Origin of the sequence: Herbiconiux daphne (assembly GCF_024979295.1) — a bacterium.
GTDB lineage: Bacteria > Actinomycetota > Actinomycetes > Actinomycetales > Microbacteriaceae > Herbiconiux > Herbiconiux daphnes.
Map to the genome: position 1 here is coordinate 290,421 of NZ_JANLCJ010000004.1, position 14,807 is coordinate 305,227.

Below are 14,807 nucleotides of genomic sequence, written 5' to 3' on the forward strand. Positions count from 1 at the left end.
TTTCTGCATCCGCTGACTGGCTGCGCCGCAATAGAGTGCCGGTATGGACGACCGATCGGCGCAGGGGGCGACCCCGGGCGCGCACGACGAGCGCCGCCCGCGCTCGGTCTACGGCGTCGGCCGCGATCCCGACGTGCGGTTCAGCCTGGCCAACGAGCGCACCGCCCTTGCCTGGGTGCGCACGGGGCTGTCGCTCGTGGCCGGCGGCGTGGCGCTCACCACGGTGGCCGCGATCGCCGACCTGCCGTGGGTGATCGACCTCGTCGCCCTGGTCGCGTGTCTGGCCGGGGGCGCCCTGGCGGCATCCGCCCTGTTCTCGTGGCGGCGGGTGGAGCGTGCCCTGCGCGAAGACCGGCCGCTGCCCGCTCCCGCCGCGCTGCCCTGGCTCGTGGGCGGGGTGGTCGTGCTGGCGCTCGTGCTGGGCGTCTTCGCGCTGGTCGAGATCGCGCAGGCGGCGTGACGGCCGAGCCTGCCCGGGTGCGCCGATGAGCCAGCCGCCTCCCGCGCGCGATCCGGGCCTTCAGCCCGAGCGCACCGCCCTGGCGTGGCAGCGCACGGCGCTGTCGGTGGCCATGATCGCGCTGCTGCTGGCGTTCGCGTGCCTGCGCGGCGGCTTTCTCGTCGGCACCGCGATCGCCGCACTGATCGCCCTGGGCGCGGGCGCGACGCTCTTCGCCGCCCGCCGCGGGGCCACACGATCGACCGGCACCTCGCCGTGGACCGCCCTCACCCGCATCGCCGTGCTGCTCATCGCGACCGCCGCGCTCGGAGCCGTGTTCGCGCTCATCGTGCTGCTCTGATCGCTGTGCCTGGCCCGCTCACCCGATGCGGCTCACCTCCACCGAGATCGACGCGACTCCGGCGGGAGGCCCCTGCTCCTGCAAGGCATCCATCAGCACCGAATAGACGTCGCGGCAGGTCTCGGCCGCCGGCCGGTCGTCGTCGACCGCGATCTTCACCGCCACGGCGATGCCCTCGGGCCCCCGGCTGAGCGTGATGGGCTCGGCCGGTGCCTGGCGCAGAAGCGCGGCCGCGGCATCCGTCACGGCGGCAACCACCGCGGGCCGGGTGTCGTAGCTCTGCAGCACGCCCGGCACCTCGAGTACGAGCCGGCCCAGTTCGCGGGCGAGTTCGCTGTCGTTCACGATTGCTGCCCCTCGTCATCGGTGCGTCGCAGATGCACGTCGGTGATGGTCACGTCGACCGCCTCGATGGCGAGTTCGGTGTGCTGGATGAGTGCGCCGGCGATGGCCACCCGCAACCGCTCCGCCGCGGCCGGGATGGGTTCGCCCCAGAACACGCTCGCCTCGACGCGCACGACCACCGGCGAACCGGCGACCGTCACGTCGCCGTCGAGCACGCAGCGCCCCACCAGCACGCCGTCGACCGAGTCGCCGGCAGCGCGCACCAGCCCGCGCACGGCTCCCTCGGTGAGCGTCAGGTTCGCCCGCGGCGACGGGTGCGTCAGCGGAATCGCGCGGCCCGCCTTCACCTCGCGGTGCAGGTTGGTGAGGATGGAGTCGATCCAGCCCTCGTCGCCCGTCGACAACCCGCCCTCGTCGACGTCGATCAGCGATCGGGCGGCCTCACGCACCCGCAGCAGCGCCGCGAGAGCCAGGTGGTTCTCGGGTGACTGCTCGATCAGCTCCCGCGGAGGTTCGACGCCGCGGTCGAGGTAGTCGCTCAACACGTCGACGATGTCGTCGGCCGGGTCGTCGTTCGCTGCGTTCATCGCCACTCCTCCATCTCTGTCATCAGTCGTCGTCGAGCCCGAGCCAGAAGTCCGCGAACGGTCGAGGGGGGCACGCCCAGCTCGGCCGAGATCTCGTCGTAGCTGAAGCCCCCCACCTCCTTCATGACCCAGCAGTTGCGCTGCGCGTCGGGCAGCAACTCGAGGGCTCGCACCAGGCTGTCCTGCTGCGAGTGGGTCTCGGCCTGCCGTTCGGGCTGTTCGCGCTCGGGGGCCGGGTCGTCCCAGTCCTCGATGGGCGCGTGGTCGTGCCGGGCCCGGATGCGGTCGATCGCCTTGTGGTTGACGATGCGCATCAGCCACGACTTCACGGCCGAGAGGTCTTCGAGCTCGGGCAGCTTGTCCCAGGCCGTGATGAAGGCGTCCTGCACCACGTCGTCGACGTCGGCATTGCTGCCCAGGATGCGCGCGGCGTAGGCGCGCATGAGCGCACCGTGCCGCCGGATCAGCACCTCGAAACCGCGCACGTCGCCGTCTGCCGCGCGCCCGGCGAGGATGCGATCGGATGCCTCGGCGAGCGACGAGAGGCGATCCACGTCGGCCATCGCACCCCGTTCAGAATTTTTCTCGAGCGATTTCGTGACGATCTCGGGTCGAGATGCGTCTTACTAGTGAACCACCCGCAGGCCGGCTCGACCGGTCACCGAACAAGGGATCACACAATGGCCAACACCACGAGCGCCACCAGCTCCGCGTCCACCTCCGGCGAGTCCGTCGCCTACACGGGCATCGACCCGCTCACCGGCACCCTGGGCAAGACCGTCATCAACACCGGCGTCGTGTCGAAGATCGCCGGCATCGCTGCCCGCGACGTTCCCGGCGTCTATGCCCTCGGCGGCGGCGCGGCCCGCGCGTTCGGAGCCATCCGCGACGCCATCAGCGCCACCGACCTCTCGCAGGGTGTCTCGGTCGAGGTCGGCGAGACCCAGGTCGCCGCCGACATCTCGATCGTCGCTGAATACCCCATGCCGCTGCAGAAGGTCGCCGACGACGTGCGCTCCGCCGTCGTCGACGCCATCGAGACGCTCGTCGGCCTGCAGGTCACCGAGGTCAACGTGACCGTCAACGACGTGCACCTGCCCTCCGACGACACCGACGCCCAGGCCGAGGTGCGAGTCCAGTGACCTCCGCCAAGACCGGAATCCTGATCGGCGCCGTGCTCGCCCTCACCTGGGTCGTGTTCGGCTTCTGGGTGTTCGTGTTCGTCGCCGTCGCGATGGCCATCGGCGCCCTGATCGGCCGGGCGATCGACGGAAAGCTCAGCGTCACCGGGCTCGTCGATGCAGTCAGAGGCCGACGGACGTCACTGTGACCACCGACCGGCCGACGCCCGTGCAACCGGCGGATGCCGCGGCACCCGCCGCCTTCCGGGGACGCAACCGTGTCACGGCTCGCGCCCTCTCGGCGGTGGTGTCGGCGGTGGCGGGCGAGGCGCTGCAGGTCAACCCCGCACGCGTCTCGGTCGACCTCACCGACTCCGCCGGGGCCGTGTCAGTCGTCATCCGCTCCCCCATCGCCATTCCGGCGCTCGGACGCATCGAAGACGACCCGACGGTGATCGACCACTTCGGTGGCACGGTCGTGGCTCGGGCCGACGACGCGCGACGCATCGTGCGGGAGCGGGTCGAAGAACTCACCGGCTCGCACGTGGGTGACGTCGCACTGCGCGTCACCTCGGCACAGATCAGGCAGACACGGAGAGTGGCATGACCTACGACGCCCCCTACAAGCGGTTGTTGCGACGCGAGTCGCATTCGCCGCGCTCGACGCTCGCGATCGTCTTGGCGATCGTCGGCATCGTCGCGTGCCTCTACGCCGCGACCGAGATCGTGCTGCACCTGCTCGGCGTCGCGCCGTTGCTGGCCGCTCCTGCCGACATCGCGGCGGCGATCGCCTCGATCAGCTCGGTCGAGACCTGGCTGCTCGTGGTCGCCGGGGCCGTGGTCGCGCTCATCGGCCTGTGGCTCGTCATCGTGGCGATCGCACCGGGCCGCCGTGCCCGCCACCGCCTCGTGACCGAGCGCAGCGCCGTGGTGGTCGACGACGAGGTGATCGCCTCTGCTCTCGCCCGCACCGCTTCGCGCGCTGCCCTGGTGTCGCCCGACGGCGTGCGCGCCTCGGTCTCGCGGCGATCGGCCGTCGTCACCATGACCCCGCGCAGTGGCCAGCCGATCGACCGGGCAGCCGCGGCGGAGGCCGTGCAACGGGAGTTGGATGAGAGCGGGCTCGCGCCGACGTTGCGCTCCCGCACGACGATCGAGAAGAGAGGGGTGGTGGGCGCATGAACAGCACCAACCGCGGCGCCAACCGGCTCGTCATTCTTCTCTTCGGCCTGCTGGCACTCGCCCTGGGCGCCGGCGCCATCGCGCTCGGGCTCGTCGCCGGCGCCCGAGACGCGTTCGACACGGGTGCGTCGTCGGCGATCGGCACCCTCGGCTCGTTCAGCGCCGAGACCGGGGTCGCCGCGACATCCCTGAGCGTGCTCTGGATCGTCGCGCTCGCCGCACTGGCCGTCGTGGTCGTGCTGCTCGTGGTGTTCATCCAGCGCCAGGGTCGCGGCCACCACGGCCGCGTGCTCGAGAGCGAACCGGATGCCGACGGCCGCACGCTGATCGACTCCGGATTCGCGGAGTCGGCGCTCTCGGAAGCCCTGGCCGACTCCCCCGAGATCGTGTCGAGCCACGTGTCGACCTACCGCGTCAAGAAGACGCCGGTGCTGAAGATCTCGGCGACCGCCCGTCGGGGCGTCTCGCCGGCCGTGGTGGTGGAAGTGGTCGAGCGTGCCGTGCGCGCGCTCGACGAGCTGCTCGGCATCCGTGTTCCCGTGCTGATCCAGATCAGCGGCGGGCTCTCGACCCGCGTCGCGAAAGCGTCGCGGTTGCAGTGACCCGGGTCTCCCGGTGCCACTGCTGACCGAAATGAAATGACGACACAACGAAGGAGATCGCGATGAGCGCATCCGACAAGATCAAGAATGCCGCCCAGGACCTCAAGGGCAAGGCCGAAGAGGCCATCGGCAAGGCCACCAACGACGACTCGAAGGTCGCCGAGGGCAAGGCCGACCAGGCGTCGGCCGACGTGAAGAAGGCCGGCGAGAACGTCAAAGACGCGTTCAAGAACTAGATTCGCGACGGATCGACTCGTGGCCGGTGCCGAAAGGCGCCGGCCACTGCCGTCGCTCGGGTCGCTCAGAAGGTGAATCCCGAGATGAGGTTCACGAGTGTGGCGAGGATGACGGCGCCGAAGAGATATGACAGCAGGGCGTGCCGGATCACGGCCATGCGGATCACCGACGACTCGATGTTGGTGTCGGAGACCTGGAACGTCATGCCGAGGGTGAACGCCAGGTAGCCGAAGTCGCCGTAGGTGGGCAGCTCCTTCTGGTTGAAGCTGATGCCGCCGCGGGTGCCGGAGTAGTAGAGCACGGCGTAGCGCAGGGTGTAGAGCGTGTGGATGAGGAACCAGCTCACCACGACGCTGAGGATGGCCACGCCGCTCAGCACGTCGCGCGCCAGCCCGGCCTTGCCGTTGGAGAGCACGAGGATGAACACCACCACCACGAGGCTCGCCGTGCTGGCGAGCACGAGCAGCACGTCGCTCGTGGTGCGGGTGGGGTCTTCGCGGTGGGCGAGGATCTCGGTGGTGCGGGCGTCCATGCCCCCGATGGTCGCCCAGATCCAGACCAGGTAGACCAGGCAGGCCGCCGCCCAGCCGGCGATGGCCGCGATGTCGACCTGGCCCAGCAGGATGAGCACGACCGTGACGGCGACGCCGACCACGCCCATCACGGCGAAGCGCACCCGGGCACGGCGACGGCGCTTCTCGGCTGTGTAGCGTTCCTCCATGCGTCGATCGTCCCACGCCGGGCGGCATCCGTGAGCACGCTCGCGGCCTCTAAACTTGCGCCGGAGGCCCCATGAAGAACACGAGCACCCGTCTGCTGCTGAGTTGCGCCGCGATCGGCGTCGCCGGCGGCATCTTGTTCGTCGTCAATTCCTACGTCGGCGGAACCGTGAACGCGGTCGTGCCGATGCTCTACGGCCTCACCCTGGGGGTCTACTTCGTGCCGGGCGCGATCGCGCAGTTCCTCTTCCGCCGGGGCGGCGTGGCACTGCTGGTCGCCGTGATCTCTGGGCTCGTCTCGGCCGCCTTCCAGCCGCTCGGCTTCGGCGCGGCACTGATCGCCGTGGGCATCGGGGCGGTGCAGGAACTGCCGTTCCTGATCGCCCGCTACCGCTACTGGCCGATCTGGCTGTTCGTCGTCGGTGCGGCCTTCTCGGGCATCGTGCTGGCGTTCGGCATGTACCGCCTCGTCGGGTCGCGCGACCTCGACGTCGTCGGCGCCGTCGTGCTGGTGGCCGGTTCGGTGCTGTCGCCGATCGTGTTCACGTTCGTCGCGCTCGCCCTCGCCCGAGCTCTGGCCGCGACCGGCGTGGCCCGAGGGCTCGCACGCCCGGTCGACGACCGGGCGGCGGCTACTGCGAGGCGAGCACCGGCGCGTCGGCGTCGGTGAGCAGCAGCGGGGCATCCGTCACCGGCACGTCGACGTGCATGTGCGTGCAGGTGTCGTCGAACTCGGTCCAGTTCGTCAGGTGCACCGACACGCCCGCCGAGGCCCGGCAGCCCGCCTGACCCACGCGCGCACCGACCGGCATCACCGGGTCGAGCAGCGTGATCATGCGCAGGGTGTTCACGTCGCTGCCGTTGAGGCTCTGGTTGTTGAGCAGGTAGAAGTCGACCGCGTGGCCGCCGCCGTCGATGTAGTGCGACGAGCTCGAGCCCGCGCCCTCGATCTGGCCGGTGCACTTGCGGTTGATGTCGCTGACGCCCACCTGGTCGAAGTTGCGCACGGCGATCGCGATGATCTCGAGGATGCGGTAGTCGACGCCGCAGTCGGCGACGGTGACCCCCTGCGCGATCCAGCGGATCTCTTTCAGGTGGTCGGGCGTGGAGCCCACGAGCTTGCCGGCATCCATGGCGTTCACGAGCTCCTGGGCCAGTGAGCGGCCCACCAGCAGCTGCGCGGTCGAGTAACCGGCGGCTTGCAGCTCGCCGGCATCCGTCACGCCGTAGCCGTCGCGGTCGACGACCTCGCTCGACGACGCCCCCGCGGTGATGAGCTGCTGGGTGGCCGGAGCGGAGTTCGCGTTGAGGCTGAGGTTGACCACGTTGACATCGACCGGGCTGGCCGAGACGGTCGACGGGATGGCGGTGACGGCGGTGATGCCGAGCACGAAGGCCATGGCGACGCCGCTGAGCCCCGTCTTCGCCCAGGCCGAGCGCCGCGACCGCGGAGCGCCGGCCGAGCGCTTCGCGAAGCGGCGTGAACGTGCGGCGGCCGCGGGAAGGGCGAGGGCGTGGGCCGACGGCGTCGCCTCGGCGAGCGCGGCGGCACGGGCGTCGTGGGTGTCACGGCTCAGCGCGAGCGAGCGGGCCCGGGGCGTGTAGGTCGCGGCGACGTGCATCGGGATCTCGGTCGTGGCCAGGCCGTCGAACTCCGACTCCGCCTCGACGGGTTCGAGCGCGAGCTCCACCGCGGGCTCGAGGGGTGCTGAGCCGATCTCGGCGATCTCGAGCGTCGCGAGCTCCTCGGCCTGGAGCTCGAGCTGGCGCTGCCGTTCGAGCTGCTCCCGCTCGCGCACCTGGCGGCGGGTGAGCGGAGCGGGTTCGGCGGGCTTCACGACCACGATCTCGGTGGTGACCACGGGCACCGGCGCCCGTTCGGCCCCACGCTGCTCGCGCTCGGACTCCGCACGCTGCTGTGCCTCCGCACGCTTCTCCGCCTCGCGCTGCTCGCGCAGGTGCCGCCGGGTGAGCGGGGTCGACGAGGATGCGTCGAGGTTCGCTCCGCGAGACGGCATGCCGTCTGATCGCGAGTCCGGAGGTGTCAAACTGGAGAGCTTTCGGGTTCTGGTGCTGGCCTTGATCCGGGGCAGTGGAGCCACTGCCGCGGGCCCTTCGACATTAGCCGGTGCTGCCTGAAAAATTCCAGGGCGCGCGCCGATCTCCATCGACATGCATCTTTCGAGGCAGGGCAGCCTTACCTAAGCTGGGGGTGCGCGGCGCACGCTGATGGCCGCCGGCACGAAAGGCGCCATGAGTTCGACCCGCCCCGCCATCCGGGTGTCGGATGTGCGCATCCGGCACCTCGACAGCCTGATCGACACGCCCGACGGCGTGTCGTTCGAGGTGCGGCCCGGCGAGGTCGTGCTCGTGCTGGGCCCGTCGGGCAGCGGCAAGTCGACGCTGGCCCTCGCGCTCGACGGGCTCGTTCCCCACGCGGTTCCGGCGACGCTCGAGGGCACGGTCGCCGTCGACGGCGTGCCGACCGTCGACACCTCGGTCGCGTGGTTGAGCGAGCGGGTGTCGATGGTGTTCCAAGATCCCGATGCCCAGATCGTCACGGGCACCGTGCTCGACGAGGTGTGCTTCGGGCCCGAGAACCTGTCGTTGCCGGTCGCCGACGTTCTCGAGCGGGCCGAGACGGCACTTCGTCAGGTGAAACTCTGGCACCGGCGCACCGAGAACCCCGATCGGCTGTCGGGCGGCGGCCGGCAGCGCCTGGCGATCGCCTGCGCGCTGGCCCTGCGATCGCCCGTGATCGTGCTCGACGAGCCCACCGCGAACCTCGATCCGGTGGGCATCGACGAGGTCTACGCGGTGCTCGCCGACCTGGTGAGCGACGGCTCGCGGGCGCTCGTGCTGATCGAGCACAACCTCGACGCCGCCATCGGGCTGGTCGACCGGGTGGTGGTGCTCGATCGCGAGGGCCGGCTGGCATTCGACGCCCCGGTCGACGAGGTCATGCGCGACCACGCCGACGAACTGCTCGGTCTCGGTGTGTGGCTGCCCACCGCCACGCTCGCGGCGCTGCGCCTGCGCGCGGCGGGCGTCGCCGTGGCCCGGCTGCCGCTCACCCCGGCCGAACTCACCGCGCTGCTCGACGCCCTGCCCGGTCGTGCAGCCGGGCCGGCTCTTCCGGCCGCTCCGGCCTTTCCGTCAGCTCCGGCCCTCCCGTCTGCCCTACCGGCACCCGACCCCTTGCCGGCCATCCGGGTGACCGGCCTCCGGGTGTCGAGGTCGCGCACCGAGCTGCTGCACGGCATCGATCTCGAGGTGGCGGCGGGGTCGTTCGTCGCCGTCGTGGGCACGAACGGCGCGGGCAAGACCACGCTGTTGCAGGCGATCGCGGGCGTCGTCGCCCCGCCCCGCGGAGCGGTCGACGTGCTCGGCCTCGACCCGGCCCGGGCCGACGTGCGGCGGCTCGCCGGCACGATCGGGTTCGTCTTCCAGAACCCCGAGCACCAGTTCATCCGCAGCACCGTGGCCGACGAGCTCGCCCATTCGCTCGAACTGCAGCACCTCGACCGCAGCGAGATCGACCGCCGGGTCGACCGCATGCTGCAGCGCTTCGGTCTCGAGAACCACCGCGACACGCATCCGTTCCTGCTCTCGGGCGGGCAGAAGCGCCGCCTGTCGGTCGGCACCGCGCTCATCGCCGGCGCGCCGGTGCTGGCGCTCGACGAGCCGACGTTCGGGCAGGATCGCGAGCGCGCCGCCGAGCTGCTCGACATGCTGAAGCAGCTCAACGACGCCGGCACCACCGTGCTCGTGGTCACGCACGACGTTCAGCTCGTGGCCGACTACGCCAGTCACATGGTGGTGCTCGCCGACGGAGAGGTGCAGGCGCAGGGCCCGACCGCCCGCATCCTCGCCTCGGGTGCGCTCGAGGCGGCGGGCCTTCGCGCACCGCCGCTCGTGCGGGCCATGCGTGCGGCCGCCGACCCGGCGTGGCACGCGGTCACCCGGCTCCGCGACCTCGACCGGGTGGCGGCGTCGTGACGGATGCCGCGCGCGACCCCTATGCCGAGGCGGCCGACCACGGGCCGCTCCGGTTTCTTCACCGACTCAACCCGCTGGCGAAGATCGCGGGGCCGCTGCCGGCGATGATCGTGCTGATCTTCTCGCACGACGTCGCGGTGCCGCTCGCCTTCATCGTGATCGCGCTCGCCCTGCTGATCGTGGGCGCCCAGTTGTCGGCGCGCTCCGCGCTCGGGCTGTTCGTGGTGCTGCCGCTCGCGGTCGCGGTGCTGACGGTGAGCTTCGGGCTCTGGACCGACGCGAGCCGGGTCGACAGCACCCCCGTGCTCGTGCAGGTCGGCGACTACCGGCTCTACCTCGGTGCCCTCGGCGTGGGTGGCACGACGGCGCTGCGGCTCGCCGGCATCCTGCTGCTGTCGCTCGTCGCCGGCCTCACCACCACCGGGCCCGACCTCGTGCGCGCCACCGTGCAGCAGTTGCGGGTGCCCTACCGCATCGGCTACACGGCTTTGGCGGCCTACCGCTTCGTGCCGCGGTTCGGCTACGAGCTCGAGGTGATCCGGCAGGCGCATCGGGTGCGCGGCATGGCGGGCGGGCGCGGGCCGGTGGCCGGCATCCGTCGCCGTATTGGCTACGTGGTGCCGCTGCTGGCCGGTGGCATCCGCCATGCCGAGCGCGTGGCCCTCGCCATGGATTCACGGGCGTTCGGAGCCTCACCGCACCGCACCGAGCGGCACCTGGTGCCGTTCCGGGCCCGCGACGTGGTGTTCGTGCTGGTGTTCTGGGCGGCGACCGCCGCCGTCGTGATCGGAGTGATGAACGCATGAAACAGGTCAGACCCCAGAACGCCCACGTCATCCTCGCCGAGGTGGCGCGCACCGAGCGGGTGAGCCCGAACGTCGTGCGGGTGACCTTCGGCGGCGAGGCGCTGCGGCAGTTCGAGCCGATGGGGCTCGATCAGTGGTTCCGCCTCTTCCTGCCGCGCGCGGGGCAAGACGTGCTGCGTCTGCCGACCCGCTCGAGCGCCCTCTGGTATGCGCAGTTCCTCCGCATGCCGAAGCAGCAGCGGCCCTACGTGCGCAACTACACGGTGCGCGCCTACCGGGCCGCGGGAACCCCGGCCGGCGGGGGCGTGCTCGCGCATCCCGAGCTCGACGTCGACTTCGTCGTGCACGAGCCGGCCTCGGGCCCCGCGTCGGACTGGGCGGTGAGCGCCCGACCCGGCGCGACCGCCGGCATCCTCGACCAGGGTGTCACCTACGTGGCCGACCCCGCCGTCGACTGGCATCTCATCGTCGCCGACGAGACCGGCCTGCCGGCGGCCGCGGGGGTGCTGGCCGCACTACCGCGCCAGGCCCGGGGGCACGCGTTCCTGGAACTTCCGGATGCCGCCGACGCCCAACCCCTCGACGCACCACCCGGCCTCGCCGTGCACTGGCTGCCGCGCACCGACCATCGCACCCCCGGGGTGCTCGCCCTCGAGACCGTCGCGGGGGGGCCGCTCGAACCCGGCCGCGGGTATGCGCACCTGGTGGGCGAGTCAGCGCTCGTGACCGGTCTGCGGCGCCATCTGGTAGCGGCCGGGATGGGCAAGGGCGACATCACCTTCGTGGGCTACTGGCGTTCCGGCCACGCGGCCGCGGGCTGAGCGCCAGGCGCGTAGGGCACGGCGCGTAGGGCTGGGGTTTCTACGGCGTCAGACCCGGCCGCGCGACGGCAGCGACACCACGAGCACGGCGACCACCACGAGGGCGGCGGCGATGGGGGTCGTCCAGTCGATCGAGTGCCCCGAGCCCGGGGCGATCACGTCGATGACGATCGACCCGGCGAGCTGGCCCGACACCGAGCACAGGCCGAGCAGCAGCACGCCGGTCGTGCGCACGGCGGTCGCCAAACCGAAGATGAACGTGACGCCGAGCGGTGCGCCCAGGTAGAGCCACCATTCCGTGGGGTAGACGGCCGGGAACCCGCCGGCGAGCGCCGCGTGCACGAGCGCGATCACGATCAGCACGAGCGCGCCCGCGATGAAGTTGAACAGGGTGGATGTCACGGCCGATCCGCTCGCGCCCGCGACGCGTCCGTTCGCCGCCTGCTGCACGGCGACCGCTGCGCCGGCGATCAACGGCAGCACGAGCATCCACAGCGGGATGTCGGGGGTGATGTGCGCCGACACCGACCAGGCCACGACGGCGAGCGCGATCGCCGCGCCCAGCACGCGGCGCACGGTGAGGTAGCGGCGGCCGCCCGGGCCGATGCCGATGCGGTCGACCACGAGGCCGCTCACGGTCTGGCCGCCGATGAAGGCGACCGTGAACAGCGAGACCCCCACCACGGCCGACGCCAGTCCTTGCGAGAGCACGAACACGGCGCCGCCGACCCCGGCGAAGAGCATCCACGCCGGCAGACGGCGCCCGCGCACCTCGGCCAGGGCGACGCTCGTTCCGCGCCGCGCAGAGGGCATCGCCAGAACGATGAGGGCAACGATTCCGAGCCCGATCGAGAAGCTGATCGCCGCGGCGGTGAAGCCGTCACCCAGACGGTGACCGAGTTCACCGTTGATGCGCGACTGCGTCGCCATGAGCACCCCGCACACGACGGCGACGCCGACCGCCGCCCAGAGGGGCAGACGGCCGGCGTTCGACGGTGGTGCGGTGGTCATGCGACGAGTGGGCGCCTCAGTCGCGGGTTCCCGCGGCCACGATCTCGTGATCGGCGGCGAGCTCCCGCACGAGGGTGTCGCCCGGAGCGACCGTGATCATCTCGGCCTCGATCTCGGCGCGGCCGAGCAGCTCCTGCATGCGGCGACCACGGCTGCGCGGAATGAGCGTGACGACGGTGCCCTTCTTGCCGGCGCGGCCGGTGCGGCCGGCGCGGTGCAGGTAGGTCTTGTACTCGTCGGGCGCGTCGGCCTGGATGACGAGATCGATGTCGTCGACGTGGATGCCGCGGGCTGCGACATCCGTCGCCACCAGCACGCTGACGCGGCCGCTCGTGAGCTGGGCCAGGTTGCGCGTGCGGCGCGACTGGTTGAGGTCGCCGTGCAGGCTCGTGGCCGGGAAGCCCGCGTCTTCGAGCTGCTCGGCGAGCATCTCGGCATAGGCGCGGGTGCGGGCGAAGATGAGCGTCTTGCCGTCGCGGTCGGCGAGCTGGCGGATGATCTCGCTCTTGTCGCGGCTCTCGACGATCAGCACGCGGTGGTCGATGGTCGACGACGCCTGGTCTTCGCCGGCGACCTCGTGCACGCTCGGGTTCACGAGGAACTCGTCGACGAGGTTGGCCACGCCCTTGTCGAGGGTGGCCGAGAAGAGCAGCTTCTGGCCGCCGTCTTTGGTGTGACGCAGAATGCGCTGCACCGGCTCGAGGAAGCCCAGGTCGCACATGTGGTCGGCCTCGTCGAGCACCGTGATGGTGACCTCGCTGAGGTCGAGCCGACGCTGCTCGATCAGGTCTTCGATGCGGCCGGGCGTGCCGATGATGATGTCGACACCGCGCTGCAGGGCACCCACCTGGCGGGCCTGGGGCACGCCACCGTAGATCTGGGTGGTGAAGAGGCCGACGGCGCGCGCGATGGGCTGAACGGTGCGGTCGATCTGCAGGGCCAGCTCGCGAGTCGGAGCGAGGATGAGCGCGCGGGGCTTGCGGCCCGGCTTGCGGTTGGCGCCGCCGCCGTTCTCCATCAGGCGCTCCACGAGGGGGGCGCCGAAGGCGATGGTCTTGCCGGATCCGGTGCGACCGCGGCCGAGCACGTCGCGGCCCTTCAGCACCTCGGGGATGGTGGCCGACTGGATCGGGAACGGGCTCTCGGCGCCGAGCTCACCGAGCACGCGCACGATGTTGCCGCCGAGTCCGAGGCTCGCGAAGGTCGCGCCCTCGACCTCTTCGGCCAGCGTGGCCTGGGCCTCGAGGCGCTCGAGCACCACGTCGTCGTCACCGTGGAAGGCGGGCTTGGCGTCGCGGCTCGGGTAGAAGTCGCTGCCGCGGTCGGCGCGGTCGCTGCGCGGGGCGCGGTCGGCACGGTCGTAGCCGCCGCTGCGGGGGGCGCGGTCGTCGCGGTCGAACGAGCGCTTCGGGCGGTCGTCGAACGAGCGGGCCGGGCGGTCGTAGCCGCCGGTGCGGGGGGCGCGGTCGCCGTAGGCGGGGCGCTCGCTGCGGTCGGCACGGGCCGGGCGGTCGGCGCGGTCGGCACGGTCATAGCCGGTCGTGCGGGGCGCGCGGTCGCTCGTGGCCGGACGGTCGCCGTAGGCGGGGCGCTCGGTGCGGGCCGGACGCTCGGCACGGTCGTAGCCGCCGGTGCGCGGAGCGCGGTCGCCGTAGGCGGGACGGTCGGCGCGGTCGTAGCTGCGCTTGGGGCGGTCGTCGTAGCTGCGCGCGGGGCGGTCGGCGCGCTCGCCGGGCTGGTAGTCGGCCGTGGGGCGCGCGCTGCGGTTGTAGCCGCGGTCATCGGCGCGCGGGGGCTTGCCACCCGCGGCGCGCTCGGCGCCACGCTCGGCGGCGGCAGCAGCACGGCGCTCTTCGTTGCGGGCGTCGTTCCACAGCTGGCGGTCGGTGCGCTTCGGAGCGCCACCGCGGCCGCCCTCGCGAGCGGAACGGTCGGAGAAGGAACGGTCAGAAGACGAACGGTCGTAGGAGGAACGCTCGCCGCGGTCGTAGGCCGGGCGGTCGCCGCGGTCGTAGGCCGGCCGGTCACCGCGGTCGTACGACGGGCGGTCGGAACGGTCGCCGCGGTCATAGGCCGGGCGCTCCGAGCGGCCGGTTCCGGTGCCCGACTTGTGGAAGCCGTTCTCCCGGCTGGGTCGCTCGTAGCCGCCGCGTGCCGGGCGATCGTAGCCGCCGCGCTCGCCCTCGCGGGCCGGGCGGCCGCCGTTGCGGTCGTTGTAGAGCGGTCGCTCAGAGCGCTCCGTGTAGGAGGGGCGCTCGGCGCCACGGCCGCTGGGCGCGGCACCACGCGAGGCGCGGTCGTCGGCGTTCCAGCGCTGCTTGCGCGGCGAGGTCTCGTCGACGGCCTTGTAGCCGCGGTGTCCGGGGCTGCGGCTGCCGGCCTTCGGGCCGCCCTTGCCGGGCGTGCGGGGCTCGTAGTTCTTGGCGGCTTTGAAGCCACCGGATTTGTTGGTCTTGGGCATGATTCTTTCCGGGTTATCTCGAAATGCGCACACCTCAACACCGAATGTGTTGGCAGTGCTAACTAGATCCCGGGGAGTAGCCGGGGCCGTGTCGTACGCGACATTCACCAGTGACC

At 71.6% G+C, this 14,807-nt stretch carries 19 protein-coding genes; 12 read left to right on the forward strand and 7 right to left on the reverse strand.

Annotation, left to right across the window (positions count from 1 at the left end; all coding sequences use genetic code 11):
• Positions 1 to 43: 43 nt before the first annotated feature.
• Together N1032_RS12635 and N1032_RS12640 are read left to right on the forward strand one after the other, a co-directional pair.
• Complete coding sequence (locus N1032_RS12635) at positions 44 to 460, forward strand: YidH family protein (RefSeq protein WP_259539446.1); 417 nt, start codon at positions 44 to 46, stop codon at positions 458 to 460.
• Between the two features lie 25 nt (positions 461 to 485).
• Entirely contained in the window at positions 486 to 800 is a 315-nt protein-coding gene (locus N1032_RS12640) for a DUF202 domain-containing protein (protein WP_259539447.1), read from the forward strand.
• Positions 801 to 818: 18 nt separating this feature from the next.
• On the opposite strand, the gene N1032_RS12645 is transcribed toward N1032_RS12640, so the two are convergent.
• From N1032_RS12645 to N1032_RS12655, 3 genes are read right to left on the reverse strand one after another with little or no spacing between them, the layout of a single operon-like run.
• Positions 819 to 1,145: a hypothetical protein gene (locus N1032_RS12645; protein WP_259539448.1), complete on the reverse strand. Its 327-nt coding sequence runs from the start codon at positions 1,143 to 1,145 to the stop codon at positions 819 to 821.
• Positions 1,142 to 1,732: an Asp23/Gls24 family envelope stress response protein gene (locus N1032_RS12650; protein ID WP_259539449.1), complete on the reverse strand. Its 591-nt coding sequence runs from the start codon at positions 1,730 to 1,732 to the stop codon at positions 1,142 to 1,144. Before N1032_RS12650 ends, N1032_RS12645 begins: the two co-directional genes overlap by 4 nt.
• Entirely contained in the window at positions 1,729 to 2,295 is a 567-nt protein-coding gene (locus tag N1032_RS12655; RefSeq protein WP_259539450.1) for an RNA polymerase sigma factor, read from the reverse strand. Before N1032_RS12655 ends, N1032_RS12650 begins: the two co-directional genes overlap by 4 nt.
• Before the next feature lie 117 nt (positions 2,296 to 2,412).
• Here N1032_RS12655 and N1032_RS12660 point away from each other — a divergent pair, with 117 nt between their 5' ends.
• The 6 genes from N1032_RS12660 (at position 2,413) to N1032_RS12685 (ending at position 4,873) form a co-directional block, all read left to right on the forward strand.
• The gene (locus N1032_RS12660) at positions 2,413 to 2,874 is read left to right on the forward strand and encodes an Asp23/Gls24 family envelope stress response protein (RefSeq protein ID WP_259539451.1); all 462 of its coding nucleotides are present in this window, start codon (positions 2,413 to 2,415) and stop codon (positions 2,872 to 2,874) included.
• Positions 2,871 to 3,062, forward strand: coding sequence for a DUF2273 domain-containing protein (locus N1032_RS12665; RefSeq protein ID WP_259539452.1), 192 nt, complete (start codon positions 2,871 to 2,873; stop codon positions 3,060 to 3,062). Before N1032_RS12660 ends, N1032_RS12665 begins: the two co-directional genes overlap by 4 nt.
• Positions 3,059 to 3,460, forward strand: coding sequence for a hypothetical protein (locus N1032_RS12670; RefSeq protein ID WP_259539453.1), 402 nt, complete (start codon positions 3,059 to 3,061; stop codon positions 3,458 to 3,460). The genes N1032_RS12665 and N1032_RS12670 overlap by 4 nt, the downstream gene beginning before the upstream one ends.
• On the forward strand, positions 3,457 to 4,035 hold the full coding sequence (locus N1032_RS12675) for a DUF6286 domain-containing protein (RefSeq protein WP_259539454.1): 579 nt from the start codon (positions 3,457 to 3,459) through the stop codon (positions 4,033 to 4,035). Before N1032_RS12670 ends, N1032_RS12675 begins: the two co-directional genes overlap by 4 nt.
• Positions 4,032 to 4,637, forward strand: coding sequence for a hypothetical protein (locus N1032_RS12680; protein WP_259539455.1), 606 nt, complete (start codon positions 4,032 to 4,034; stop codon positions 4,635 to 4,637). Before N1032_RS12675 ends, N1032_RS12680 begins: the two co-directional genes overlap by 4 nt.
• 62 nt (positions 4,638 to 4,699) lie before the next feature.
• A complete protein-coding gene (locus N1032_RS12685) occupies positions 4,700 to 4,873 on the forward strand; it encodes a CsbD family protein (RefSeq protein ID WP_259539456.1) in 174 nt (57 codons plus the stop codon).
• 65 nt (positions 4,874 to 4,938) lie between these two features.
• Here N1032_RS12685 and N1032_RS12690 read toward each other — a convergent pair whose 3' ends face one another.
• A complete protein-coding gene (locus N1032_RS12690; RefSeq protein WP_259539457.1) occupies positions 4,939 to 5,595 on the reverse strand; it encodes a DUF1345 domain-containing protein in 657 nt (218 codons plus the stop codon).
• A gap of 71 nt (positions 5,596 to 5,666) precedes the next feature.
• On the opposite strand from N1032_RS12690, the gene N1032_RS12695 reads away from it, so the two are divergent.
• Positions 5,667 to 6,263 (forward strand): ECF transporter S component, encoded by a 597-nt coding sequence (locus N1032_RS12695; RefSeq protein WP_259539458.1) that lies wholly within the window; start codon positions 5,667 to 5,669, stop codon positions 6,261 to 6,263.
• On the opposite strand, the gene N1032_RS12700 is transcribed toward N1032_RS12695, so the two are convergent.
• On the reverse strand, positions 6,226 to 7,611 hold the full coding sequence (locus tag N1032_RS12700) for a hypothetical protein (RefSeq protein ID WP_259539459.1): 1,386 nt from the start codon (positions 7,609 to 7,611) through the stop codon (positions 6,226 to 6,228). The genes N1032_RS12695 and N1032_RS12700 overlap by 38 nt on opposite strands.
• Before the next feature lie 235 nt (positions 7,612 to 7,846).
• Between N1032_RS12700 and N1032_RS12705 the strand changes: the two genes are divergently transcribed.
• From N1032_RS12705 to N1032_RS12715, 3 genes are read left to right on the forward strand one after another with little or no spacing between them, the layout of a single operon-like run.
• A complete protein-coding gene (locus N1032_RS12705) occupies positions 7,847 to 9,592 on the forward strand; it encodes an ABC transporter ATP-binding protein (protein WP_259539460.1) in 1,746 nt (581 codons plus the stop codon).
• On the forward strand, positions 9,589 to 10,398 hold the full coding sequence (locus N1032_RS12710; RefSeq protein ID WP_259539678.1) for an energy-coupling factor transporter transmembrane component T family protein: 810 nt from the start codon (positions 9,589 to 9,591) through the stop codon (positions 10,396 to 10,398). The genes N1032_RS12705 and N1032_RS12710 overlap by 4 nt, the downstream gene beginning before the upstream one ends.
• A complete protein-coding gene (locus tag N1032_RS12715; protein ID WP_259539461.1) occupies positions 10,395 to 11,219 on the forward strand; it encodes a siderophore-interacting protein in 825 nt (274 codons plus the stop codon). The genes N1032_RS12710 and N1032_RS12715 overlap by 4 nt, the downstream gene beginning before the upstream one ends.
• A gap of 48 nt (positions 11,220 to 11,267) precedes the next feature.
• Here the strand turns inward: N1032_RS12715 and N1032_RS12720 are convergent, their stop codons facing one another.
• Together N1032_RS12720 and N1032_RS12725 are read right to left on the reverse strand one after the other, a co-directional pair.
• Positions 11,268 to 12,230 (reverse strand): DMT family transporter, encoded by a 963-nt coding sequence (locus N1032_RS12720; protein ID WP_259539462.1) that lies wholly within the window; start codon positions 12,228 to 12,230, stop codon positions 11,268 to 11,270.
• A 16-nt stretch (positions 12,231 to 12,246) separates the two neighbouring features.
• The gene (locus N1032_RS12725; RefSeq protein WP_259539463.1) at positions 12,247 to 14,691 is read right to left on the reverse strand and encodes a DEAD/DEAH box helicase; all 2,445 of its coding nucleotides are present in this window, start codon (positions 14,689 to 14,691) and stop codon (positions 12,247 to 12,249) included.
• Positions 14,692 to 14,807: the final 116 nt, after the last annotated feature.